The sequence below is a fragment of the Acinetobacter apis genome, from assembly GCF_900197575.1.
GTDB lineage: Bacteria > Pseudomonadota > Gammaproteobacteria > Pseudomonadales > Moraxellaceae > Acinetobacter > Acinetobacter apis.
Genome location: NZ_FZLN01000004.1, coordinates 83,280 through 109,159 on the forward strand (window position 1 = coordinate 83,280; position 25,880 = coordinate 109,159).

The following is a 25,880-nucleotide window of genomic DNA, read 5'->3' on the forward strand; positions in this document are numbered from 1 at the left end:
GTCAATGAGATATGAAATAAAGTTCACGCGTTACTGTTTAACGGTAACGCATTGATTGTTGAAAATTTAGTTAGGACGTGTGATGGATAGAATATGGTTTGATGAATACAAAAAAACAGGTATTCAAAATGAGATTACATTACCTCCTGAAAATACATCTTTGATTGATTTGTTTGAAAGCAGCTTTCAAAAGTATGGATCTCGAGATGCATTTATCTTCATGGATCAATCCATCACATATACTGAACTTGAGCTTGAAAGTCGTAAATTTGCGTGTTACTTACAAAGCCTAGGCATCCAAAAAGGGGCACGAGTTGCCATTATGATGCCCAATGTTTTGCAGTACCCTGTAGTGAGCTTAGGGGTTATTCGAGCAGGTTGTATTTTAGTGAATGTTAACCCGCTGTATACTGCACGTGAGCTTGAGCATCAACTCAATGATGCAGGCGTAGAAACTTTAGTAATTATTGAAAACTTTGCCTCTGTATATGAAAAAATATTAGGTAAAACACCAGTCAAACATGTTGTAGTCGCCTCAGTAGGGGACATGCTTGGCTTGATTAAAGGCACCATTGTCAATTTTGTTTTACGCAAAATTCGTAAGCAAATTCCAAAGTGGAATATTCCTGGTGCAGTATCATTTAATGATCTACAAAGCCGTGTTGATGCCAAACAATATAAACGTCCTGTATTGACCTTAGATGATACCGCAGTTTTACAATATACAGGCGGGACAACAGGGGTTGCAAAAGGTGCTGAACTCACACACCGAAACCTTGTTGCCAACATGCTGCAAATCCGTAATTTATTTGACAGTAAGTTTAAAACCATTGAACGTGTTGAATATCGTTTTGTTGCTGCTTTGCCGCTATATCATATTTTTGCATTTACGTTGTGTGAGCTATATGCCTTGTGCCAAGGTGCCACCAATTTATTAATCCCAAATCCGCGAGATTTACCTGCCCTAGTGAAAGAAGTAGGTAAGTTTAAGCCAACTTTATTCCCTGCAGTGAATACCTTGTTTAATGCACTTATTCATAATGAGGAATTTAAACAATTAGATCATAGCAATATGCTGATTGCGGTTGGTGGCGGTATGGCTGTATTGCCATCGACAGCTGCGGCATGGAAAAAGTATACAGGCATTATTATTCACGAAGGCTATGGTCTGTCTGAAACATCACCAGCTGTGATATTTAATCCACCTGTGACCACTGAATTTAGTGGCTGTATTGGTATTCCTATTCCAAGTACTGATGCTGCGCTTTTGGATGATGATGGCAAAGCAGTTCAGATTGGAGAGCAAGGCGAAATTTGTATTCGTGGTCCACAAGTCATGAAAGGCTATTGGAACCGTCCTGAAGAAACCAAGGAAGTTATGACAGCTGATGGTTTCTTCCGTACAGGTGATATTGGGGTTATGGATGAGCGCGGCTATATTAAAATTGTTGACCGCAAAAAAGACATGATTTTGGTTTCAGGATTTAATGTTTATCCAAATGAAATTGAAGAAGTGATTGCTACACATCCCAAAGTGTTAGAAGTGGCTGCTGTTGGGATCACTGATGAAAAGTCAGGTGAAGTACCGAAGATATTTGTGGTCAAAAAAGATGATTCTTTAACCACAGAAGAGATTTTGGCTTACGCGAAAGAAAATTTAACAGGCTATAAGCGTCCACGTTATGTCGAGTTTATGCCTGAATTGCCGAAATCAAATGTGGGTAAAATTTTACGTAAAGAACTGCGTAAACAAGGCTAATTTGACAGTTATTTGGCATGGCTTCTTTGCATTAAATTGTTTAAATAAGGGCGTGCCAAATGCGTGATGATGGTGAAAAGCAACATTGTGCCCAACTGCATTTTGAGAGGTTGGGCTGCAAATGTACCATAGCTTAAAAAGTTATCAATTAAGCAATACACCACTAAAATGAAAATCCAAATGAACACAGACCATCTTTGAATGCCAACTGCAATTAATGCAATGGTAAGCATGACAAAAGTGCCAATGGTCGACTGCCAATTGAGATTGGCACAAATCATACTGATTAAAAATGCCATAATGGGTAAAACAATATATAAAATCCGATCTAGCTTTTTTTGTACGATCTTTTGTTGCTCTAAAGCCTGAAGTAAGGCGTACTGATCTTGATTGCTCATAAGATTACCCTGATATGTCAAATACAAAACTTTATATTTAAGCGAAAAATGACTGAAAAAGCCATGTTATCATAACGCATTCATTCTAATTCTAAGTTGAGATTATCTGTCATGCATAGCATAAGTGGTATTGTTTATTTGCTTCTCATCGCTTGCTTAATGCCTTATGTATTTACGATTTTCGCAAAAATGACCGGTGGTTTCCAATCAAAAAATAATGATAATCCACGTGAGTTTTTAGCCAATGCCAAAGGTATTGCTGCACGTGCACATGCCATTCAACAAAACAGTTTTGAAAGCTTACCTTTGTTTGTAGCATCAATTCTCATGGCAGAGTATATGGTGATCGATCAGCGAACCATTATGACTTTGGGTGTGGCTTATTTATTTTTACGAGTCATTTATGCCATTTGTTATTTGGCCAATTGGAGTACTTTAAGATCCATCGTATGGCTGCTTTCAATGGCATGTCCTGTATTTTTATTGATTTTGGTCATTCGTTTAACTTAAACGACAAAATAATATCAACTTTGTATTTAAGTTTATATTTTTACAATGATAAGATAAAACATAATCTTGCTTTGGCAAATGACTGCCAAAAAATGATGCTAAAAATTAATTCAAGTGGTATAGAGTATTTAAAATGAGCTACAACAATATTCCTGCAGGCAAAGATGCACCAAATGACATTTATGTTGTAATTGAAATTCCTGCGAATGCTGCACCAATTAAATATGAAATCGATAAAGATTCAGATGCTTTGTTTGTAGACCGTTTCATGGGTACAGCAATGTTTTATCCAGCAAACTATGGCTATATTCCAAACACATTGTCTGAAGATGGTGACCCGCTTGATGTTTTAGTGGTTACACCACATCCAGTTGCACCAGGTTCTGTGATTCGTTGCCGTCCAGTGGGTAAACTGAAAATGGAAGATGATGGTGGTATTGATGCAAAATTGATTGCTGTACCGCATGAAAAATTATCACCGTTATATAACGATGTGAAAGAATATACTGACTTACCAAAATTACTTATCAGCCAAATTGAACATTTCTTTGCGCATTACAAAGATTTAGAGCCAGGCAAATGGGTAAAAATTTCAGGTTGGGAAGGTGCTGATGTGGCAAAAGAAGAAATTTTAAAAGCCATTGATGCTGCAAAATAATACCTTGTGAGCAATAAAAAAACCTACATTGAATGTAGGTTTTTTTATTTTTAATTCATTAAAAATTAATTGGATATTCTAAGTATAAACGCCATTCGCTCGTGCTACCTAGGTAACCGTTATAATCTTGACCTGCATGGTAGCTTGAATTACGGACTTTAAAGCTTAAATCTTTAGCAAAACCATTTTGTACAGTATATTTAACTTGGTTAAAGAATTCATGTTCTTTGGCATTGTCTGTCACATTCGCAACACGAATATCCCAACCATATAGGTAAGCCGTGGTCCATTTTAAGCCAGGAACACCGTAAGCACCGAAGTCTACAGAATACATTGCTTGGATTGATTTTTCGCCATTGGCGTTGTAATCAGATAAATATGAGTTTGGTAAAGCAATTGATGCACCACCATCACCAATAATGTTGTAGTCATAACCCACATTACCTGTACTTTGTTGGTACGTTAGCATGGCTGTATGCGGGCCTTGGTTATAAGTTGCTGACGCTGCCCAAATGTTGTTGGTTTTATCTGTATTGGCTTCGCCTGTTGGGAATGACAAGCTGTTATAGATTTTTTCGTCATATTTCGTGTGATAACCACTAAAATCTAGAACCAATGAGCGGTTTTCACCCATTGTCCACAAGTAGTTAATATCGATAAAGTGACGTTGTAACTTGTCTTCAAAGTTTGCACCATAATAGGCAGCTTTAAGTTTGCTGTTAAATTTATAGTTAATGCCCCAAATATCAGCTTGCTTTAAGTTTGTCCCAAGCACACGGTCAGTTGCAATTTCATCTGAATATTGGTCTTTGGTAAAGTGACCATAAATCAATTCTAAATCTTTGATTTCATGGCTTGTCACTAATGTCCCTGTGAAGTATTCAGGGGTTAAACGAAAGTCGTTACTTGCCAGTACAGGAAGCTCTAAAAACTGTGTACCATAAACAACTGTGGTATTAGAAACACGTGCTTTAACATTTGCACCACCACGAGTCCAATAGTCTCGTTTTTGACCATTAGCATATAATACTTGGTTGCCTGCATTTTTATTTTCACCCAATTTGAATGAAAAATCACCTACTGCGCCAACACTAAAGCCAATTAAACCTTTGGTAAAACCAGTTTCAAACTTACCAATTGCAGTTTGTCCCCATGAACTTAAATCTTTACGCCCTTCAGAACGGTCACGATAAATCCAGCCATTACGAAGCAATACAGAGCCTTTAGCACCTTCGAGAAAGCCTTTTGCCTCACCTTGTTCAGTAATACGCTTTGTATCTACATCATTGATTTTAGGTTTAATCGCATTATATGGATTCACGGTTTGTTGTGCTGGTTGAGCAGGTCTGCTGTCTTCAGCAGCATAGGCTGAAGAGAATAAAACGGCATTCACGAGCAGTGCAAGAGTGAGTCTTTTATGTAATTCTGGCATGTGTATTTTTCCCGAAGGTTTTTTGAAGCTTGAGCGTGTCATCATAATGCAATGTAACAGAAACTCAACTAATCTATCTTAAAAAAAACTTGATATGCAAATTTATTTACTGTTCATCATAATTAAATTATGAATTTAATGAATATTTTTTTCGTAACCAAGATTTTTTAAGTATGTGAAGTAGTAATCAATATTCATACCAATTTGATCGAAATTAAAAAAAATAGTACAATTTTTTACACTTCGATCTTTTTTGGCTTAGTAATTGCTTGATTTGTCATCAATGATACTGTCATTTTTATTTTTAATGGGTATAAGGAAGCAATAAATGATTCAAAAGACGCTTGTATTACTCGCAGTAGCTGCTATTTCAGGAATAAGCTACGCAGAAAATAATATATTGCAACAGTCTGGCTTGACAGTTACAGGCGCTGCAACACTTGCTTCAGACTACAGATGGCGTGGACAGTCACAAGGGGAGAATGATCCTGCCATTCAAGGTACATTTACTATTGCACATACAACGGGGCTTTATTTTAATGCATTTGCATCAAGTGTAGATTTACCACTAAGTAATGGTAAATCTGCAAATTTAGAATTAGATCCAACCATTGGATTTACCAAACAGTTAGATTTTGGCGCATTTAAACCAAACTTAGATGTTGGTCTTGCATACTATAATTATGTCAGTGCAGGGGAACTGAACTATTTAGAAGTGTTTTTAAGACTTGGCTTTGCCAATGCCATGATTGAGGGTGATCTTTTAACCCCAAGCATCGCTTACACCAATGATTATGGTGGTAATGCAATTAGCGATACAGTAGGTGGTAAAGTCGATAATTGGAACTTTAATTTACTTTACAGTGTTCCATTTGCTGATACTGGATTTGGTGGTGTAGCAAGTGTTGGATATACCAAAGCCAATCAAGTGATTTATGGCAATGATGATCACTTTATTGATTGGAAAGCAGGCGTCACTTATAACGTCAAATCTGTTGCTGGCTTAACTGCAGAGCTTGATGTGGTTGGAACCAATATTGAAGGTTTTACAGGTGCTGCTGATCGTGCTGTGAAAACAGGTGCTTTATTTAGTCTAACAAAAACCTTTTAACGATATATCATTCGTTGTAGATGAAACCCTTAATGATTTGTCATTGAGGGTTTTTTTACGTCTAATATTTAATGGTCAAAAGGACTACGAAAGGATAAAGCTTCTGTTAAATGTTGAACATGAATGTCTTTAGATTGATCTAGATCAGCGATTGTACGTGCGACTTTTAAAATCCGATGGTAGCCTCGAGCAGAAAGGTTGAGCCGTTGCTGTGCCAAACTGAAAATATGTTTACAGGCGTTATCAAGTTGTGCATGGCGTTCAAGTGCTTGAGTTGAGAGTGCTTGGTTGGTTTTTTGCTGTCGCTTGAGTTGTAACTGATGTGCCAAAATGACGCGTGATTGTACTTGTGCAGATGTTTCAGGTATATGCTGATCTTGCAGTTCGTGTGCAGTTAAAGGTGGCATCTCAACATGTAAATCAATACGATCCAATAAAGGACCAGAAATTTTACTTTGATAACGCCGAATGGTTTCTGCTGAGCAGGTACAGCGAGTATCTTGATTAAATGCATAGCCACACGGGCATGGATTCATCGCTGCAATTAACTGAAATTGGGCAGGAAAGGTTTGCTGCTGAGCTGCCCGAGAGATGGTAATGTGTTGACTTTCGAGCGGTTGGCGTAAGACCTCGAGTACTTTACGTTGAAATTCGGGCAACTCATCTAAGAACAATACCCCATGATGAGCAAGACTCACTTCACCAGGTTTGGGCTGAGAGCCTCTGTCATTTACAATAATAGAAGCTAGTGGCATGATATGAATTCAGCTAGTTGCATGTTGTTTTGTATAGAAATAAAAGCTAGTTTTTACAATAATAAGGGCTAGTGGATTACAAAACTACAATAATAAGGGCTAGTGGATTACTATTGAGGTCAGATATGAAAAGAATAAGTGATGAATATAGTCCTGTTAGAAAAGCCCAAACTGTTTACGGAAGTATTTCGGGTTATTACTCTTTTAGGGGCGAAAAAACGATTTGGTTTGAATCAACCTTAGAGCGTGATTTTCTATTTAAGCAAGAATCTAACAGCAATGTTATTGATGTGGTTGAGCAGCCTATATCCATTCCTTATATAACTGAATTAGGTAATGAATCGGTATATACCCCTGATTATTTGGTGCAATTTTCAAGTGCAATTTATAATGATATTGATAAGTTTCCTGCACCATTATTGATCGAAATTAAGCCTAGAAAAAAATTAAAAGAAGATTGGAAAACACTTAGACCAAAATTTAAGGCAGCTTATGCTTTAGCTTCTGAAAAGGCATGGAAATTCAAAATTATTGATGAGTCTCGTTTGTATGATCAATATTGGGAAAATATCAATTTTTTAAAAAGATTCAGACGTTCTCATGTTGATGAGGTAGATCAGAGAGTATTAATTGAAACTTTATCAAAACTAGGCTTTTCAACAGTTAATCAATTGCCTGCTTATATTTTTAAAGATGAAAAAAATGTATTAAAGGCTATTCACCAAATATGGGTTTTAATTTCAAAAAATATACTTGCTTGCGATTTATATAGCCCTTTTACTGCTGAAACTGTTATTTGGGTAAATGATGGCTTTAAAGCACAAGGGGTTATTTAAATGATACAGGATGATTCAGTAAAGATTGATAGAAAACGCCTAATTATTAAACCAAATGCAATTGTTGGTTATAAAGGTAATAAATATAGAATTATCAATATCTTAAATACAAAAGATGTCGTGATTGCAAATTTAGAATCTGCTCGAAGTTTACAAGTAAGCATAAGGGAGTTATCTGTTTTAAGTGAAGATGATTCTAAGCTTAACCAAGGTGAGGATATTTCTGCTGAGTCATGGCAAATCGCTTTAGATCGTTATGAAATTATTAGGCAACTCATTGACCACTCCACAGTTGAGGCGGTTAAGAAGACTGCAAGTGAACATAATCTTCATGTAAATACTATTTGGAAGTGGCTTAAAGCTTACCGAGAAAACAAGTCTATCTTAGCTTTAATCCCAAAAAAACGTGGTTGGACAACAGAAAAAACAAGGTTGTCGCCTGAATTAAACAATATTATTCAACAAGCGATCCATACTAAGTATTTAACTAGTTTAAAGCCAAGTATTGCCAAAACAATTTTGGAAGTGAAGCTTGAGTGTTTCAAAAGAAAAATTGAACCACCTCATGACAATACGATTCGCTATAGAATTGAAGCCCTTAATGGCTATGAAGTGACTAAGGCAAGATACGGAAAAAAGGCTGCTAAAGATAAGTATGAAGCATCAGCAGGGACTTTTCCGAATGCAGACTATCCTTTGGCGTATGTGCAGATTGATCACACTCCTTTAGATATAGAAATCGTTGATGAACAATACCGTGAAACAATAGGCAAGGCATATTTGACATTAGCCATTGATGTTTTTAGTAGAATGATTGTTGGTTATTACCTTTCTTTAGAAGCTCCAAGTGCAACATCGGTAGCAATGTGTATTTCATCAGCCATTATTTCAAAGAAAAGAAAACTGCTTGAGTTAGATGTGGATGGTGAGTGGGATATTGAAGGTATTATGGATTCAGTCCATTCTGATAATGGTTCTGATTTTAGAACAAACCATCTGCATAAAGCATGTCTAAAGTACGATATTAATTGGGAGTATCGACCTATTGGTGGTGCAAAATATGGTGGGCATATTGAGCGTTTACTTGGAATCGTAAATCTTGAAATGCATGTTTTAGATGGAACGACTAAATCTAATATTTTTGAAAAAGGAACTTATGATTCCGCTAAGAATGCTTGCCTAATACTTCGTGAATTGGAACATTACATCGTCTATTGGATTGTAAATGTTTATCATAAAAGTAAGCATTCAATACTTGAGGTTCCGCCACAACAAATGTGGGAAGAAGGTATTTGGGGAACAAAATTTAAAGTTGGTACTGGTTTAAAGGAAAGGGTTGCGGATGAAGCAACACTATTTTTGGATTTCGCCCCTGAATTTGAATCAACCATTCAAAGAACGGGCGTAAAAAAAGATAAACTTTTTTATTTTGCTGATTGTTTAAGACCTTGGATCAATGCGATTGATTCAACTGATGATGAGAAAAAGCGTAAAAGAAAGTTTATTTTTAAAAGAGACCCTCGTGATATTTCAATGATTTGGTTTTATGAACCGAATACAAATACATATTTTAAAGTACCTACAGCCAAACGTGAAATTCCATCAATCGGATTGCATGAATATAGACAAGTCCAAGCATATCTTAATAGTGAGCGATTAGATACAGTTGATCAAGATGCTATCTACAGAGCAATTATTTACCTCCGTGAAAAAGTAGATCAAGCCGTGACTTTAACTAAAAAGCAACGCCGAATGAATCAAAGAAGAAAAGAGAATGGTAAAATGGTTGCTGAACTACATCATGAAAATAAAAATAATTCAGTTACCCATACTAATGTAGATGCTCCAAAGTCTCAAAATAGTTTATGGGATCAAAATTTAACTGCTTTTGACGATTTGAGGTAAGACCATGAAACAATATGATCACCTTGCTGAGCATGTCCTTGAATCTATAGTTCTTAGTGATGCTGAACGAATCAATATTCTTTATGAGGATCGGTGGATTGGGTATCAGAAAGCAATTGCAGTTTTGAATACGCTGACTGACATTCTGAAAAGACCTAGAAAATTAAGACCAGAATGTCTTTTAATTGTGGGTGATTCAAATATGGGAAAAACTACTATTATTCATGAATTTGCAAAAGAATATTATACTAATAGAGTTGATGATATGGACATGCAGCTTATGTCATTAACTAAACCAGTCATTCCTATTCAAGCCCCTGCTAAGGCAAATGTAAAAGATTTATATATTAATATCTTAGATCATTTTTTTGTTCCTTTTCGTGTCACTGATCCTGAAAGCAAATTAAGGTATCAAGCAACCCATCTACTGCGTAAATATGAAACCAAAATGTTGATTATTGATGAGTTGCATAATTGTTTAAGTGGGAGTGCTAGGCAACGGCAAGAAATGATGAATACACTTAAAACGCTAAGCAATGAACTTAGTATTAATATAATTGGTGTGGGTACTCGTGATGCATCTCTTATTCTTCATACGGATACTCAGTATGCCAGTCGCTTTGAAGTTATAGATTTGCCTTTATGGAAATTGGATGCGGATTTTTTAAGACTTCTTTTAAGCTATGTTCGCTTACTTCCACTAAAAAAATTATCAAACTTGGCATCACAAGAAATAGCAACTTCACTTTATGAAATTTCAGGCGGTAATTTTGGTGATTTAAATCGTTTATTGGTTGAATGTTCAAAAGAAGCAATATTGACAGGCACAGAAGAAATTACCCTTGAAATTGTTAAAAAATTCAAGTGGCTTAAACCAACAGAAGGTGCTCGTAATATTCGTACTATTCAGCTTAATTCTATTTAGAATTATTGAGGGGGGAATATGCCTAATTATCCTCGAAATTGGTTTATACATACCCCCATTGAACAAGGTGAAGTATTATCATCATGGCTCATTCGTTCAGCCTTAGATATGGGATGTTCCCCTTTAACTCTTATAGAAGCATTGTGGGGCAAGTGGAGAGCATTAACGATTGATCTTGATCGAGGTGTGACGGAAGATCGGCTTGAATTATTATTTGTACATTCTTTTGAAGATAAACAAAAAATTTTGCAAACAATGCTAAGTAATGTAGCTCCCTATCTCGTTAAGAGTTCAAATAGTGGATGGATTTTAAGTTTAGGTCAGCGTAGTAGATCAAATTTTTCAGGTCGGCAGGTATGTACTCAATGTTTTGAAAGTGATGGTAGGTCAGCTTATTTACGGTTAATGTGGCGAATGGGATGGCATTGTTGTTGTGAAAAACATTTAATAAATTTAATTGATCATTGTCCGAATTGCGGTGTAGTCATTCAGCCATTTAAAATAGATTTAGAGCACGGATCGTTAGCAGTATGTTCTTCATGCCATTTTAATTTGACTTTATATCAGCCACAACCTAGCAATATTCAAATTTTAGATTTTCAAAAAATTGCAGATAATGTGTTAAAACAAGGCTCAGGTTTATATAATAATCAAAATATTTCAGCTATCGAATGGTTTGAGATTGCACGTGCATGGATCAGTGAAATCAGGTATCTAGTTGAAACCAAAAATATTCAACTTATTGAAATGTTTAAGAGCTTTGGCATAAATTTAAATACCATAACTCCTTTCACACCAATTGCTTTCGAATATTTAAATACAAACGAACGTATAATTATACTTTCTCTGTTGAATGAAATTATGAAAATTCCATGTGAGCTGATTATTAATAGGTCTTTAGAGTATGGAATTAGTAGTGCTAATTTTTGGGATAAGCGTAAAAAACTACCGATTCAACTTCAACAAATGAAATCAGCAATGATCAAGCCTATAAGAGTATATGCTTTACAACGTGTGAGTTCTCATAATGTACAACCAAAAGCAAAAAAAACCGTGCAACGTAAGTGGCTTAATTTGTTAAGGAAATCAAGGAAGGAACGGAGTAATAAGCTTGACTGAGGTTAATATTGAGCAGTTATGTAATGGGTGTGAAAAATCCGTTACCCAAATAAAAAAAAGATATAAAGGGAAAAAATATTGCTCAACTTGTTATGCTCGAATTTTTAAAAAATGTCTTTGCCCAAAATGTGGGTTATCTGCTCGATTACCTAAAAATGATGATCAAGCGATTTGTAATGAATGTATTAAAAAACAACCTTGTATAAGATGCAATCAATTTAACAGACCGATAGGAAAGCTTACAGAGTATGGGGTCGTTTGTAATAGTTGTTCTGTTTATTTTAGAGAGGTTGAACGATGTGAGCGATGCAATGTTTTATCGCAAAAATTAACGAAAATATCACGTTTTAATGATGACCTCAGAGTTTGCCCGAAATGTTCAACAAGGGATTATGAAACATGTCCTTCATGTCATAAATATCGCTTGTTAGAGTTGGATGAAAAAGGAAATAAAGTTTGTAAAAAATGTAGAACTCAGCCGAATAAACCTTGTATTGAATGTAAAACGATGATCTCAGCAGGATGCGGTGATCTATGTGATGATTGCTACTGGATTAAAAATCTATGGTCAAAGTTCCATCAAAATATTTATTTGTTCGAGTCATCATTTTTAAAAAAACAATATGAAAACTACGTGCTTTGGTTGGTCGATTTAGTTGGAGCACATCAAGCAGCTTTGTATTTGAATAAACATACTCATTTTTTTATTAAAACAGAAATGTTATGGAAGAATGATATTCCTGATGCAGACCAATTATTGCTGGTTTTACGAGCGAGTGGGCTTAGAAAGTTTGAATTAGTAACACAGTGGCTTGATCAAATACATAGTATAAAAATTTCATCTGTACATAAAAATGAATGTTCTGAGATAGATCAAGCCAATAAGTTGATTGAACAGTTGCCTCAACCCTCATTAGCTTTTGATGTTGTTTTTGCTTATAAGCAAAAACTAGATGAAAAAATGCATCAAGGTAAAACATCTACTCGATCTGTAAGGCTTGCAATTAAGCCTGCTGTTGCATTGATGTTATCTATTCAGGATAAGCAATTACTTCCAGATTTGGTAAAAGTAAAAGTTTATTTAAGTGAATATTCAGGTCAAGCTGCTGCATTAACAGGATTTATTAATTTTTTAAACGATCAATATGATACAAAAATTGATTATATTTCCTTAAAGCACTCTAACTTTATGAAAGAAGCAAGTAAGAGGAAATTAGAAAAAGAATTGATCTCGATGCTAAATCCAAATACTGATTTCAATATCATGGTATGGGTGAAAAATGGTTTACAACTTTTTCATGATATGAGTTATCAAGATTCATTGAAGATCAAGTTGGAAATGATTGTTGAAATAAAAGATGGCTATAATGTTTTGTACAATAACCAAAATTATTGGTTGCCTAAGAACATCGATCCATTTTTTAAACAGTAAGTCTAAAGTTTAAATACTTCGATATATCATTTGGTTTATTATGTTGATAATTCATTAATAAAGAAAAAATTATGGGCTTAAAGGATTTACTTGGTCTGAAAGAAAGTGATGAAAAAAAACTACGTGAAGGATTAGCGCAACTTAGAGCTTTAAACGATCATTTATCATCCACGTATTCTTTGAGGTCTGACTTAAGAGATTTAACAGATAATCGGCATACTGTGAGTTCACTTTTACAAGGTGAATTGGATAAGATTAAAGCTCACCAACAAAGTTTAATTAATAAAACAAATGAGTTATCTCAACTAAAAGCCAAATTAGATGAGTCTCTAATTGCTATTGAAAAAATTCAATCTGTTTTAGCTAATGATGAAAATGGTAGTTCTATTTATTCTCGTATATTAGACGTAACCAATGAAGATAATTTAGATATTTTGGAAGTTGAGTCCGAAAAAATCCACACAGCTTACAGTCAATTATTTGATCGAAATGGTGAGGATACTTCTAAAGTTGATCGAGTAAATTATGTAATTGATAAAATTTTAGATCAATATGATAAATTGTTTGATGAACTAAATGATAATGATGAAACGAAAGTTAAAGAATACGAAAGAAAAATTAATGAGTTAGTTGCATACTATGATGATTTATTTATTTCTGATGATCCTGATAATAAAAGTAAAAATGAGCAGATAAATTTTCAGTTATCGAGAGTTCAAAATTTTTATGACAAAATTTATGGTAATGAAGAAAAAAACATTACTGCGTTAAGTGAAGATTTGGATAAAAGGTTAGAAAATTTAAAAAATGTTGAGGAGCGAGCAAAATCTGTTATTGGATTATCAAGTGAAGCAGGGCTTGCAGGTGGTTTTGTTATAAAAGGAAAAGAAGCCAAAAAAGGACAATTCATCAGTATTATTGTATTTGTATTAGTTGTATTAGCAATTTTTGGATTTAATTTTTATTTGTTTGATAAATCAGATTTTTTGAATATGAAGTGGGATACGTTCTTATTCAAATTATTGATCAATGCACCTTTGATTTGGATTGCAACAATTGCGAATATAAATTTAAATCGTTTTTCTAAATTAGAGCAAGAATATTCTCATAAAGAAGCATTGGCTAAATCTTATGAGCGGTACAAAACAGAAATTCAAGAGCTTGAAAAGTTAGGAGTTACTGGTTCAGAGGAGCTTAAATTAAAACTTTTAGAAATCAATCTTGAAGCATTTAAAGTAAACCCTGCTGAACATTCTGATAAAGCTAAGCCTGATTTTTCAATTTGGGATTTGGTTAAGAAAAAAGAAGATGAGAAACCTAGTGAATAGTGGAATTGAAGATCAGGTACACGTTTCTCAATGTACCTGATTTTTCACTTTAAATAGATTTTTGATTTACACGTTTTGACAGTTCTTCGGCACTTTCCACACGCTCAGAATAACGATCAGTTAAATATGTTGATTGCCCTCTAGTCAACAACGTGAATTTATACAGTTCTTCCATCACATCAACAATACGGGTGTAGTAAGAAGATGGCTTCATACGATCATTTTCATCAAATTCTAAAAATGCTTTTGGAATTGAAGATTGGTTTGGAATGGTGATCATGCGCATCCATCGCCCAAGAATGCGGAGTTGATTGACTGTATTGAATGATTGAGAACCGCCACATACCTGCATAACAGCAAGGGTTTTACCTTGCGTAGCACGAATTGCACCTGCCGCTAAAGGAATCCAATCAATTTGAGATTTAAAAATTGAACTCATCGAACCATGACGTTCAGGTGAACACCACACCATGCCTTCAGACCATGCAAGTAATTCATGAAGTTCTTTAACCTTTGGATGTTCCATATCGGCATCTTCGGGAAGAGGTAAACCTTTCGGATGAAAGATTTTCACCTCTGCGCCAAAGTGCTCCAAAATTCGACCTGCTTCCTGAACAGCTAACCGACTGAAAGAACGCTCACGATTTGAACCATAAAGCAGTAAAATTCGTGGCGCATGTTCAATTTCTTTCGCTTGGACTTTTTCTAAAGTCGGTTGTTCAAGAAGATTTAAATCTACATTTGGGAGAGTCATTTGAATTTACACCTTTAAAAATATTTCTTTCTCAACCATAGAGAAACACTAACTAAGCTAATGAGTACAGGTACTTCAACTAATGGTCCAATCACTGTTGTAAAAGCCACAGGTGAAGCTAAACCAAAAGTTGCGATTGCAACAGCAAGAGCAAGTTCAAAGTTATTACCTGCTGCGGTAAATGAAATAGCCGTAGTCTTAGGATAATCATTCCCCATCCATTTGCTCATAAAGAAACTGATGAAGAACATCACAACAAAGTAAATAATCAAAGGAATTGCGATTTTAAGTACATCTAAGGGTAGACTGACTACTTCACCACCTTTCAGGCTAAACATCGCTACAATCGTAAATAAGAGCGCAATAAGGCTAATTGGGCTGATCTTTGGGAGGAACTTTGTTTGATACCAATCCAAACCTTTTTGTTTCACCAAAATAAATCGAGTTAAGAAGCCGAGTAAGAAAGGAATACCCAAATAGACAAGAACAGCATGGGTAATTGTCCAAAAACTCACATTTACAACATGGGCTTCAACCCCAAAAAACGGAGGTAAATAGGTCAGGAATAGCCATGCATAGGTACTGAAGAAAAGAATTTGGAAAATACTGTTAAATGCAACCAATGCTGCAACATATTGGTTGTCACCACATGCCAATCCATTCCATACCAATACCATTGCAATACATCGAGCTAGACCAATCAGAATTAGTCCAGTCATGTATTCAGGATATGAATGTAGAAAAATAATTGCCAATACAAACATTAAACATGGTGCAATGAGCCAATTTTGAACCAAAGATAGCATCAACGTTCTTTTATCTTTGAATACTTGTGGCAAGGTTGCATAATTCACTTTGGCAAGTGGTGGATACATCATCAGAATTAAACCTATGGCAATAGGAATATTTACTGAACCAATACTTAACTTATTCAAAGTGACAGATGTTTGAGGGATGAATACACCTATCCCAACACCTAAAGCCATAGCAATAAAAATCCATAGCGTTAGGTTACGATCTAAAAACGAAAGTTTTGAAGCCATGAGCTTACTCGATATTTGAAATTTTATTGATTTCAGCAATAAGTTCAGGACGAGTGAGTTTATTTACATCTAATGCAAATAAAGCATCCAAACGCTTATTGATATGATCTACAGTCACTAAGAAAGCTTTTAACTTTTCATCTTCAGGTAAATCTAAATGAGATGGGTCAGCAAGCCCCCAATGCGCTTTAATTGCACCACCTAAATACAATGGACAAGCTTCCTGAGCAGCTTGATCACAGACAGTAATAACAACATCAGGTTTGTATTGTTCACAATCATCAACTGTCTTACTTGAAAGTCCTTCTGTTGAAAGACCTAAATTTTCTAATGTCTTTATCGTTAAAGGGTGAACCGTTCCTGTTGGTTTACTCCCTGCGCTATAAGCTTTCCAACCTTCGGGCGCACGACTATTGAATAGCACTTCCGAAAGAATGCTACGACAGCTATTTCCTGTACATAAAAATAAGAATTTCATGGGTATTACTCACAATGAATTGAGATTGACGAATTAACATCTTTTGCGTTAATGATTTCGTCATTTTGTTTTGAGATGATATTTAAAACAGAGTTTGCCCATTCAGGAAGATTAGGATTCAAACGGTAATACACCCATTGTCCTTGTCTTTGATCAAGCAAAATTGAAAGATTTCTAAGCAGTGCGAGATGTCGAGAAATCTTAGGTTGGCTAAGTTCAAGTTGTTCAGTGAGTTCACAGACACATACGTTCTGTTTTTCAATAACAAGCTTCAAAATGTCTAAACGAGTTTGGTCAGAAAGACATTTAAAGAAATCTGTTTGATCCATTTTTTATACTCTACATATTTACTATTGCGAATATACGCATATCCATATATAAATGCAATATCCTTTTCTTTAGAGAAATCTCATGTCACAAAAAACTAAGATTTATCACAACCCTGCTTGTGGGACTTCAAGAAATACTTTGGCATTAATTCAAAATTCAGGACAAGAACCTGAAGTGATTGAATATCTAAAAAACCCACCTAGTAAAAATGAACTAATTGATTTAATTAATAAATCAGGATTATCAGTAAGAGAAGCTATTCGTAAGAATGTAGAACCATACGAGAATTTACAGTTAGAACAAACCCATTGGAATGATGATCAATTACTTGATTTTATGATTGAATATCCAATTTTGATCAATCGCCCATTTGTTGTTACAGAGTTGGGTGTGAAACTATGTAGACCTTCGGAAATTGTTCTAGACATACTTGCGACACCACAACTAAACCCTTTTGCTAAAGAAGATGGTGAAGTGATCATTGATGAAAATCTTCAACGAGTGAAGTAGTTTCATTTAACTTGATAAGTGGGAAGTTTTAATGTGCCAAATAGAGCAATAATCGCCATAGAAATTAGCGTGATCAATAAAACATTGATTCCCCACTTTTCAAGTATATATGCTGAGATCAATGGTCCAAAAGCAAGAGCAATCATGACAGGTCTGCCAATTAAGCCCATTCGAGTGGCATAGCCAATTTGCCCGAATAAGGCTAAAGGTAATGTCCCTCGAATAATGGTTAAAATACCATTACCTGCGCCATACAAAGCTGAACCAAGCAAGGCAAGAACATAGCCATCTGTAAAAAGAAAAATAATACCAAATAGGCTGATAGCTACACCAACACGACTAGACCAACTTGCACCTCGATGCCACCTTTTTAACTGAGTATACTTTTTAGAACACCACCCAAGATTTATATGGTTGTGCTATGTTTCTTTCCAAGAAAAAAAGTATCTATCAATAAAAACAATGCCCCTAAAGTAATTGATACATCAGCTAAATTAAATATCGGAAAACTCCAAAGATGATAGTGAATATTTATGAAATCAATTACATATCCAAAAAATATTCGATTAATTAAATTACTAATCGCACCACCTAAAATTAGCGAAATAGCAATAGGTAGAATGATTAACTTCTTCGGCAAACGCATTAACCAAAAAATAAAAATCAAAGAAACAATGCTTGCCAAACCTATAAAAAAATAGCGTTGCCACCCACTTGCATCAGATAAGAAGCTAAAAGCTGCGCCATGATTATATGCCAATGTCCAATCTAAAAAATGTGGAATGACCTCAATAGAATTTGAATATGCACAAATTTTTCCAATGCCATTTTGACAAGGTAAATCTAAATGATGGATTTTTGTTAAAGCAATCCATTTAGTCCATTGATCCAAAATAATGGCAACAATGGAAAGTCCAAGCCAAAGTAGGTTATGAGGATGAAACTTAAACAAATCTTTTTGGGTTGAATTTATTTGCAAAATATTAGGCATCATTGCTCACTTCGACATTGTTTATGATGTTAATTTCAATCTTTCTCATCGTTAATTAGTAGTTAAACGACTTACTATTTGATAGGTCATAAAAGCAAAAAGGTAAGCCAATGAAAAAAGATAAACTGTCATTATCATTGGTTGTTTCCAACTACCAGTTTCTCTTCTAATCGTAGCTAGTGTTGCAAGGCAATGTGGAGCAAAAATAAACCAAACCAATAGTGATAAGCCTGTAGCAAGCCCCCAACCATCTGAACCAGAAATTTGGCTGAGTAAACTTTGTGTAACAGTATCTTCATCACCTGACATGGCATAGATTACACCTAATGCTGCAATCACAACCTCTCTAGCTGCCATCGCAGGAATCAATGCAATGCATATTTCCCATGTAAAACCAATAGGTGCAAAAATTGGATGGATAATATGTCCTAACTGCCCTGCAAGGCTATAATTAATGGCTGGCATAGTCGCATGATCAGGCGGTTGAGGAAATGTCACAAGTACCCATAACAGTACTGATAAAGCAACAATAATTCCACCAACTCTCTTCAAGAAAATAGTTGCTCTATCATATAAACCCAAAGCCACATTTCTAATATCAGGTAATCGATAAGTCGGTAACTCAAAAATAAAAATACTTTCAGTTTTATCTTTTCGAACTAATTTTAAAAATAATGAGACTAATAGTGCTGAAACAATTCCCGACATGTAAAGTCCAAACAGGACTAGACCTTGTAAGCTGAGCCATCCATATACTAATTTATTCGGTATAAATGCAGCTATTAGTAGCGCATATACAGGGAGTCGTGCAGAACACGTCATTAATGGTGCAATCATGATCGTTGCTAAGCGATCTCTTTCCGAGCTTATGCTTCTCGTTGCCATTATTCCAGGGATTGCACAGGCAAAGCTTGAGAGTAAAGGGATGAATGAACGACCACTTAAACCTGCTTTAGACATCAGTTTATCTAACAAGAACGCTGCTCTTGGTAAATATCCTGATTCTTCTAAAATTAAAATAAAGAAGAAAAGAATCAGAATTTGAGGCATATAAGCGAGAACACTACCTGCACCTGCAATTACTCCATCAACGATTAAACTTCTTAATAATGGGTGAGAAATTAGAGGTCCTACTGCACCACCTAGCCAAGCAATAGAATCTTCAATAAATGCTATGAATGGTTGCGCCCAAATGAACACGGCTTGAAACATGACGAACATAGTTAGTGTTAAAATTACTAATCCAAAAAATGGATGTAAAAATATTTTGTCTAAAAATGCAGTCCGTTTATCACCATTGTCATTATTTAAAATAACTTGTTTGGTAATAAATTTTATTTGATCAAAATGACTAAGCTCTGAATGATAAGGTGCAACAAATAAATTTTTCTGATCCAACTCAATTAAGAGTTGTTGAATTCCTTTTGTTTTTACAGCTACAGATTCAACAACAGGAACGCCTAAAAGTTGAGATAATTTTGCAACATCTATTGAAATACCACGCTTTTTAACTTCATCCATCATATTTAAGACGAGCAACATAGGTCTGTTTAAAGCCCTGACTTCTAGTACAAGGCTTAAATGTAGTTGAAGATTTGTCGCATCAACTACACAAACAAAAATATCAGGTAATACTTCGCCTTTCAGCTCTCCAAAGCAAACAGCTCTAGTTACTTCTTCATCTAAACTGCTTGGTTTTAAACTATAAGTCCCCGGCAAATCCAGTACTCTGACTGAATCTCCTGACGGCAATTTGAAAAAACCTTCTTTTCGTTCAACGGTTACGCCTGCATAGTTAGCAACCTTTTGACGTGTCCCTGTCAGTGTATTAAAAAGTGATGTTTTACCACAATTTGGATTACCAATTAGTGCAATATTTTTAGTGTTCATTGGTGATCTCTACAAAAATTCGTTCAGCTTCATTTTTTCTTAATGCAAAACGTGACGTTTCGATTTGAACTAATATTGGATCACCACCGAATAGTCCTTTTTCAAGGACTTGTAGAGATTCACCTACTCGAAAACCCAATAATTCAAGCCTTTCTAGTACAGGGTCTTTGCGGTCAACATATTGATCTCCATTTTTTAGATCAATAATTTTTACAAACTGATTTTGCTTTACGTGAAATAAGTTCATATTTAATAATCCTATTTCAAAGCCAAAATTTTTCGAGCACCGTTAAGCACGAATAGTGAAACGATGATACCAATGACTAAATCAGGGTAAGCTGAGCCTGTCCAAGCAACAAGCACACCTGCAAGAATAACTCCCATGTTAACAATTACATCATTCGCTGAAAAAATCCAACTTGCCTTCATGTGAGCACCACCATCTTTGTGCCCAGAGATCAGATACAAGCAAGTTACATTAGCAATTAAAGCAAGAAAACCTATAATAATCATTAGGTTTGATTCAGGTTCACTGCCAAGAACAAAACGTCTAATTACGTCAACAATAACAATTATAGCGAGTAATAACTGAATCCAACCTGCGAAGTGAGCTGCTTTTACTTGATACTTGGCTGCTTTACCTACAGCATAAAGCGCAATTCCGTAAACAGCAGCATCAGCAAACATATCAAGTGAATCTGCAATTAACCCTGTTGAAGCTGCAATAATTCCACTAATAAATTCAATGAAGAAAAGCACTGCATTGATGGCAAGAAGAATTTTTAAGACTTTTGCTTGTTTAGTTGGATCAGGGGAATCAGGCAATGCACCAGTCGCTTCAATGGTATTTTCCAGTTTTGCTCCAAAACCTAATGCTTCTAGCTTTGATGTGATTTCTGTAAGTTCATCTGTATGAAATACTTGTAACTTTCTGTTTGGAAGATCAAAAGATAAAGCTTTAACTGCACTTATCGGTGCTAATGCCATCCGAACCATTTGTTCTTCTGCGGAACAGTCCATTTTAGGAATGGTATAGGTACTAGTATGTTTTGCACTGTTATTATCAATATAGGGGGCTGTAGAATTTAATTTTGCCCCAAAACCAAGTGTTTCAAGTTTTGAAGTAATTAAATCAGCATTACCTTCATGAAATACCTTGAGGTTACGATTTGGTAAATCAAAGACTAAATTGGTAACACTTCCCACTGAAGCAAGTGACATTTTCACCATCTGTTCTTCTGCGGAACAATCCATTTTAGGGATGATGTAATCACTTATAAATATCGTATTATCTTTATTTTTAATAGGATTTTCTGAACTAACATTTGTATCAGAATCACAACAATTTTGTTGTTTTGTTGAACAAGATTGGTTGCTACCACAAGTGTCTACTTCGGTAGCATTTTTGGGTTTAATCTCTGTATCATTTCCGCAACAAGACTTTTTGTCATTTTTTACAGATTGATCTGATTCAGTGCAAGATTTAGTTTCAGAGTCTTTATCAGACTCTAAATTTGTACCATTGCATGAGCTTTCTTTGTTACAACCGCAACCACTCATAGATGTGCCTATTGTCTTTTTTTACTTATTGCATATTAAAATCCCTATAGCTACTATAGAGTCAAGCTATATCCGGTTGAATTCAATGTTTCTAAAAATTGGTGAATTATCTGAGAGAACTTCTTGTTCTGTATTAACTATAAGATTTTATGAGAAAGAAGGTCTAATTCCTCAGCCTGAAAGGACTGAGGGAAATTATCGAATGTATTCAGAAGAATATATTGATAGATTAAAATTTATTGTTAATTGCCGTTCATTAAATATGAATCTAAATGAAATTAAAAAATTACTATCTTATAAAGACATACCTAATCAAAACTGCTCAGAAATAAATGAGTTAATTGATATTCATATCAAAGATGTACAAGAAAGTATCAAAAATCAGCAAAGGCTTATAGAGCAATTGTTAGACATAAGAAAAACCTGTGATGGACTATGTACAGTTGATAAATGCGGTGTATTGAAAAATTTAGCTTGATTAAAAACTCTACTAATTTAGTGAAGGATTCGTATGTGCTCCAAAAGGGGGATTATGAAGAGTATAAATTTCATCTACAACTTTTTCTTTTTTATTAAAGTATTGAATATTTTATTAAAACTATCAATCCAATCAGATTGAACAGTATACATGTGCTTCATTGCTCTTTTTTGATTGAAGTTGGTCTTGCAAATATCAAACCATTTTTTTGTTCCTTTTTTTCCCTCTATTGCTTCACAAATCATTGTTATATTTTTTTCATTAAGCATCTCTTTGGTCATAAATAGAAAAAAACAAAATGCTTCATTATTTTTGTTATTTTTCTTAATATCAATAAGGTAAAGATGATCATGAAAATCTGCTAACTCTAACTTTAAAAACAAGAGCGATCTTCCAACGTCATCATTAATCCAAGTATTGTGAATAGGGGATTTAACGATTGGTTTTATCTGTAAAAGTGAAAAGGTGTCTGAAAGATTTCCTTTTTCATCAACGCAAGATACTTTAGTTAATTTAGTAGAATCTTTTTCAGCTTCAATGCTTTTTAAACTACTAAATATAAGAGCAAGATCATCTACATCTAGTTTATTCGGTTTTTTTTCTGAATTTTCAGATTTTTGTGGCTTATTCTTTTTGTTGCCATGACGATTGCCCGATGATTCTTCATCTTTATTCTTATTTTTCTCTTTACTTTCAATATATTGAGTATTTGATTCAGTTTCAATTACTTCTTCAATGATCTCAATATCGAAGCCAGTAAAGTCCACTAAAATATCAGTCTGTTTTCTATTTTCACCTCTTTCATGAGAGGGGTCTTCTTGGGTGTTGATACGAGTATTGTTGCGCTTCTTTTTGTTCCGACCTTTTCGATGAATTTTTTCATTATCAATGGTTTCCACCTGTTCATCTGATTGAGTAATAGGTGCACGAGCCACTATAGGAAAATCAGCAATAGGAGAAACTATAAATACGTGTGTAATTAAAAATCGTTTCCCATTTTCAAGCCAAATACCTTCGGCAGTTAAGCGCATTGTTGTTGAATGTGGCGGAATTACACTAGGAAATCTAGATGGATATGGCTTTCCAGTTTTATCGAGTTTTATGTCATTTAACGAATTTCGTATATTTAGCACTTTTTCTTGGGTGTTTTTATTTAATGCTAGATTCGCTAATAATGTGATCGCTGCTTTTCCAATGGTTTTAACAATATTTTTTTTCATCACAACTGATAATATATCACCATTTTCATTATGCTGAATTTCATATTTATCTAGAAATAAATCAACTATATGTGAAATACTATAATTTTCATTGATTATATGACCTCTAATATCCTTTCTTGCAGGGATATAAAAAGCATGGAGTGAATGAATACAGCTTATAATTACTTCGATATTATCATTTGACTTTAAAATACAATATTTACTCATTAAAAATGGATAATATATAAAAGGTACATTTGCATTATATTTATTTTTAGGAATGAATATTTTTTCATTATATAAATAGTATTCGTTTGAATCTGAATCAGGGATTTTAGCATCAAATCTAATGATCTTTGGTTTATTAATGGAAAAATCAAACTCAAAATTAACAGTTTTAAGACAGTTATTAAAAGAGAATTTTCTTCCTTCTATTCGTGTTTGTCCTTTCCATACTGAGCCAATTTGTACTGTGTCCAAATCTCGAAAAGTGACATCATATTTATTGTAAGAATTTTCAGATACATTTAAACGATTAGGGTTCGCTGCATCAAGCTCAACAAGTAGAACTTCAATTAATATATTGTCAGATTCAGAACTCGTATTTAACTTTAAGCAACTATATAGGTAGACAACTCGTTCGATTTCATCATCAGGAAATGAGTCAATAGATGTCATATCAAAGTACACCTTTATAAAGGTTGTTTTAAAAATAAGTAAATATGAGTTATTAATAGTCTATTTTTTAATATTTGACTAGCTTCTATTTTTGTAAACTAGCTTTTATTTTTGTAAATGACAGCCTCCTCCTACCAATGCAACAGCCGATGCGGTGTGATGTGGCGCACGAAAGGGACGTGTGCCAAGAATATATGGTTGGTTGGCAATGGAGTAAATATTGGCAACCTCTAAACTCTCATCACGGCAGATAGGGGGAAGAATACTTGGTAATCGTGATGATAATAAAGTTTTCCCTGTACCAGGTGGCCCGCGAAAAAGCACAGAATGACCGCCAGCAGCAGCAATTTCTAAAGCACGTTTGGCATGCAGCTGACCTTTAATATCTGCCAAATCTAATTGTGGTTGTGATGGCTTTGGTTGAATTCGATGTTGTTGTTGCTTTTGAAGTGTGTGTTTACCTGCAAAATGATCATATATTTGGCTTAAATGATTGACGCCATAGACATTCAATTGAGATAAAGGCAGTACATCTTGGCTGTTTTCTTCAGGAAGCAGTAAGGTGTGCTGAGCTGCTTCACAAGCAAGACCAATAGTAAGCGTATGACTGACTTGGCGTAAGCGACCATCTAAAGACAGCTCACCTATAAACTCATAGGCTTTGGTGTCAAACGCAGGAATTTGTTTTGATGCCAATAAAATACCAATAGCAATTGGCAGATCAAGCCGTGTCCCTTCTTTGGGCAGATTTGCGGGTGCCAAGTTGATGGTCATACGTTTGGTTGGAAATTGAAAACCACTATTAATAATGGCAGATCGAACACGATCTTTACTTTCTCTTACTGCCGTTTCAGCCAGACCCACAATGGTTAAGGCAGGTAAGCCTTGACTTAAATGAACTTCGACTTCAATTAAAGGCGCATCTAGTCCAGAAATACCACGTGTGTAAACGGTTGAAACTGACACAATAACCCCATTTTAGTGCATTTGGCAGAGCATGCCTCTTTATGAGGCATGAAGATGAATTCAAACTGGCTTAGCGTAAGGTATTGCGATATGGGCGTTTTTTATTCTGCAACAATTTAAAGTGTCAGTATGGTGTGATTTAAATCAGTGAAGCGAGTTTAACCGCATGTTAAAACCTAAACATGCAGTTTTTAAATTTAACATCAATGATGATTTGAATCCTACCAATGATCAAATTGAGTTGCTTTTATGCAAGATGCCAAGTCACAAATATCTAAAGCTTTGCTAGTTTTTTCACATGTTATCATGATATTTTTAAAATTAGATGAAATGATAGATCAGACTATTTGCTGTAAAACCATCATGTTGATACATATGATCAATGACAGCTTAAGAACGTCTTCTGCGTAAAATCTATGTTTTGGCACGGAATTTGAACATAAAACAATGATAGTGAAGCAATTGGCCGAAGGAAATAAAATATGAAACTCGTAACTGCAATTGTAAAACCATTTAAATTAGATGATGTACGTGAAGCATTGTCTGAAATCGGTGTGCAAGGGATCACAGTCACTGAAGTTAAGGGATTTGGACGACAAAAAGGTCATACAGAGCTTTATCGTGGCGCTGAATATGTTGTGGATTTTTTGCCTAAAGTAAAAATTGAAATTGCCATTAGCTCTGAAATGCTAGATGCAGTCATTGAATCCATTACACGTGTTGCTAGCACAGGTAAAATTGGTGATGGTAAAATTTTTGTGACAAGCCTTGAGCAAGTTATTCGTATCCGTACAGGTGAAACTGGACCTGATGCTGTATAAGCTTGGCATAA

Annotated in this window: 25 protein-coding genes and 2 pseudogenes; 13 read left to right on the forward strand and 14 right to left on the reverse strand. The window is 34.8% G+C overall.

The genetic code is table 11. The annotated features are described in order from the left end of the window. The first annotated feature begins 82 nt into the window (after positions 1-82). Positions 83-1,759 carry an AMP-binding protein gene (locus CFY84_RS09800; RefSeq protein ID WP_088824170.1) on the forward strand — a complete coding sequence of 559 codons (1,677 nt, stop codon included), beginning with the start codon at positions 83-85 and terminating at the stop codon, positions 1,757-1,759. An 8-nt stretch (positions 1,760-1,767) separates the two neighbouring features. Here CFY84_RS09800 and CFY84_RS09805 read toward each other — a convergent pair whose 3' ends face one another. Next, positions 1,768-2,157, reverse strand: coding sequence for a hypothetical protein (locus CFY84_RS09805; RefSeq protein ID WP_088824171.1), 390 nt, complete (start codon positions 2,155-2,157; stop codon positions 1,768-1,770). A 111-nt stretch (positions 2,158-2,268) separates the two neighbouring features. On the opposite strand from CFY84_RS09805, the gene CFY84_RS09810 reads away from it, so the two are divergent. Together CFY84_RS09810 and ppa are read left to right on the forward strand one after the other, a co-directional pair. Next, the gene (locus CFY84_RS09810; protein WP_088824172.1) at positions 2,269-2,667 is read left to right on the forward strand and encodes an MAPEG family protein; all 399 of its coding nucleotides are present in this window, start codon (positions 2,269-2,271) and stop codon (positions 2,665-2,667) included. Between the two features lie 133 nt (positions 2,668-2,800). After that, positions 2,801-3,325, forward strand: coding sequence for an inorganic diphosphatase (gene ppa, locus CFY84_RS09815; protein WP_088824173.1), 525 nt, complete (start codon positions 2,801-2,803; stop codon positions 3,323-3,325). A gap of 58 nt (positions 3,326-3,383) precedes the next feature. Here ppa and CFY84_RS09820 read toward each other — a convergent pair whose 3' ends face one another. Beyond that, entirely contained in the window at positions 3,384-4,757 is a 1,374-nt protein-coding gene (locus CFY84_RS09820; RefSeq protein ID WP_088824239.1) for an OprD family outer membrane porin, read from the reverse strand. A 328-nt stretch (positions 4,758-5,085) separates the two neighbouring features. Here CFY84_RS09820 and CFY84_RS09825 point away from each other — a divergent pair, with 328 nt between their 5' ends. Next, positions 5,086-5,868 carry a TorF family putative porin gene (locus CFY84_RS09825; protein WP_088824174.1) on the forward strand — a complete coding sequence of 261 codons (783 nt, stop codon included), beginning with the start codon at positions 5,086-5,088 and terminating at the stop codon, positions 5,866-5,868. A gap of 68 nt (positions 5,869-5,936) precedes the next feature. Here the strand turns inward: CFY84_RS09825 and CFY84_RS09830 are convergent. After that, positions 5,937-6,590, reverse strand: a pseudogene (locus tag CFY84_RS09830) (ATP-binding protein); the annotation flags it as partial. Between the two features lie 158 nt (positions 6,591-6,748). On the opposite strand from CFY84_RS09830, the gene CFY84_RS09835 reads away from it, so the two are divergent. The 6 genes from CFY84_RS09835 to CFY84_RS09860 all read left to right on the forward strand — a co-directional run bounded on the left by CFY84_RS09835 (position 6,749) and on the right by CFY84_RS09860 (position 14,168). Beyond that, positions 6,749-7,459 (forward strand): TnsA endonuclease N-terminal domain-containing protein, encoded by a 711-nt coding sequence (locus tag CFY84_RS09835; RefSeq protein ID WP_088824176.1) that lies wholly within the window; start codon positions 6,749-6,751, stop codon positions 7,457-7,459. After that, positions 7,460-9,364, forward strand: coding sequence for a Mu transposase C-terminal domain-containing protein (locus CFY84_RS09840; RefSeq protein ID WP_088824177.1), 1,905 nt, complete (start codon positions 7,460-7,462; stop codon positions 9,362-9,364). Between the two features lie 4 nt (positions 9,365-9,368). Then, on the forward strand, positions 9,369-10,289 hold the full coding sequence (locus CFY84_RS09845) for a TniB family NTP-binding protein (RefSeq protein WP_088824178.1): 921 nt from the start codon (positions 9,369-9,371) through the stop codon (positions 10,287-10,289). A gap of 18 nt (positions 10,290-10,307) precedes the next feature. Beyond that, positions 10,308-11,408, forward strand: a complete 1,101-nt coding sequence (locus CFY84_RS09850) for a TniQ family protein (RefSeq protein ID WP_088824179.1) — start codon at positions 10,308-10,310, stop codon at positions 11,406-11,408. Then, the gene (locus CFY84_RS09855) at positions 11,401-12,840 is read left to right on the forward strand and encodes a transposase (RefSeq protein WP_088824180.1); all 1,440 of its coding nucleotides are present in this window, start codon (positions 11,401-11,403) and stop codon (positions 12,838-12,840) included. The genes CFY84_RS09850 and CFY84_RS09855 overlap by 8 nt, the downstream gene beginning before the upstream one ends. Before the next feature lie 71 nt (positions 12,841-12,911). Further along, positions 12,912-14,168 carry a hypothetical protein gene (locus CFY84_RS09860; protein ID WP_088824181.1) on the forward strand — a complete coding sequence of 419 codons (1,257 nt, stop codon included), beginning with the start codon at positions 12,912-12,914 and terminating at the stop codon, positions 14,166-14,168. Between the two features lie 49 nt (positions 14,169-14,217). Here the strand turns inward: CFY84_RS09860 and arsH are convergent, their stop codons facing one another. The 4 genes from arsH to CFY84_RS09880 are packed head-to-tail and all read right to left on the reverse strand — an operon-like array spanning position 14,218 to position 16,772. Continuing rightward, positions 14,218-14,922 (reverse strand): arsenical resistance protein ArsH, encoded by a 705-nt coding sequence (gene arsH / locus CFY84_RS09865; RefSeq protein WP_088824182.1) that lies wholly within the window; start codon positions 14,920-14,922, stop codon positions 14,218-14,220. 14 nt (positions 14,923-14,936) lie between these two features. Continuing rightward, complete coding sequence (arsB, locus tag CFY84_RS09870; protein WP_088824183.1) at positions 14,937-15,965, reverse strand: ACR3 family arsenite efflux transporter; 1,029 nt, start codon at positions 15,963-15,965, stop codon at positions 14,937-14,939. 4 nt (positions 15,966-15,969) lie between these two features. Continuing rightward, complete coding sequence (locus CFY84_RS09875; protein ID WP_088824184.1) at positions 15,970-16,443, reverse strand: arsenate reductase ArsC; 474 nt, start codon at positions 16,441-16,443, stop codon at positions 15,970-15,972. Positions 16,444-16,448: 5 nt separating this feature from the next. Further along, on the reverse strand, positions 16,449-16,772 hold the full coding sequence (locus CFY84_RS09880) for a metalloregulator ArsR/SmtB family transcription factor (RefSeq protein ID WP_088824185.1): 324 nt from the start codon (positions 16,770-16,772) through the stop codon (positions 16,449-16,451). Positions 16,773-16,854: 82 nt separating this feature from the next. Here CFY84_RS09880 and arsC point away from each other — a divergent pair, with 82 nt between their 5' ends. Next, a complete protein-coding gene (gene arsC / locus CFY84_RS09885; RefSeq protein ID WP_088824186.1) occupies positions 16,855-17,283 on the forward strand; it encodes an arsenate reductase (glutaredoxin) in 429 nt (142 codons plus the stop codon). A 2-nt stretch (positions 17,284-17,285) separates the two neighbouring features. On the opposite strand, the pseudogene CFY84_RS09890 reads toward arsC, so the two are convergent. From CFY84_RS09890 to CFY84_RS09910, 5 genes and pseudogenes are all read right to left on the reverse strand, one after another. Further along, positions 17,286-17,633 (reverse strand): annotated as a pseudogene (locus CFY84_RS09890) (MFS transporter); the annotation flags it as partial. 56 nt (positions 17,634-17,689) lie between these two features. Further along, positions 17,690-18,274 (reverse strand): signal peptidase II, encoded by a 585-nt coding sequence (lspA, locus tag CFY84_RS09895; protein ID WP_088824187.1) that lies wholly within the window; start codon positions 18,272-18,274, stop codon positions 17,690-17,692. A gap of 51 nt (positions 18,275-18,325) precedes the next feature. Continuing rightward, a complete protein-coding gene (gene feoB, locus CFY84_RS09900) occupies positions 18,326-20,164 on the reverse strand; it encodes a ferrous iron transporter B (protein ID WP_088824188.1) in 1,839 nt (612 codons plus the stop codon). Continuing rightward, positions 20,154-20,411 carry a FeoA family protein gene (locus CFY84_RS09905; RefSeq protein ID WP_088824189.1) on the reverse strand — a complete coding sequence of 86 codons (258 nt, stop codon included), beginning with the start codon at positions 20,409-20,411 and terminating at the stop codon, positions 20,154-20,156. Before CFY84_RS09905 ends, feoB begins: the two co-directional genes overlap by 11 nt. Before the next feature lie 11 nt (positions 20,412-20,422). Continuing rightward, positions 20,423-21,724 carry a cation transporter gene (locus CFY84_RS09910; protein ID WP_088824190.1) on the reverse strand — a complete coding sequence of 434 codons (1,302 nt, stop codon included), beginning with the start codon at positions 21,722-21,724 and terminating at the stop codon, positions 20,423-20,425. A gap of 85 nt (positions 21,725-21,809) precedes the next feature. On the opposite strand from CFY84_RS09910, the gene cadR reads away from it, so the two are divergent. Next, a complete protein-coding gene (cadR, locus tag CFY84_RS09915; RefSeq protein ID WP_088824191.1) occupies positions 21,810-22,202 on the forward strand; it encodes a Cd(II)/Pb(II)-responsive transcriptional regulator in 393 nt (130 codons plus the stop codon). A gap of 74 nt (positions 22,203-22,276) precedes the next feature. Here the strand turns inward: cadR and CFY84_RS09920 are convergent, their stop codons facing one another. Both CFY84_RS09920 and CFY84_RS09925 read right to left on the reverse strand, forming a co-directional pair. Next, the gene (locus CFY84_RS09920) at positions 22,277-24,082 is read right to left on the reverse strand and encodes a hypothetical protein (RefSeq protein ID WP_088824192.1); all 1,806 of its coding nucleotides are present in this window, start codon (positions 24,080-24,082) and stop codon (positions 22,277-22,279) included. A 105-nt stretch (positions 24,083-24,187) separates the two neighbouring features. After that, entirely contained in the window at positions 24,188-25,048 is an 861-nt protein-coding gene (locus CFY84_RS09925) for a YifB family Mg chelatase-like AAA ATPase (protein ID WP_088824193.1), read from the reverse strand. Positions 25,049-25,530: 482 nt separating this feature from the next. On the opposite strand from CFY84_RS09925, the gene glnK reads away from it, so the two are divergent. Beyond that, positions 25,531-25,869, forward strand: a complete 339-nt coding sequence (glnK, locus tag CFY84_RS09930; RefSeq protein ID WP_088824194.1) for a P-II family nitrogen regulator — start codon at positions 25,531-25,533, stop codon at positions 25,867-25,869. Positions 25,870-25,880 lie beyond the last annotated feature (11 nt).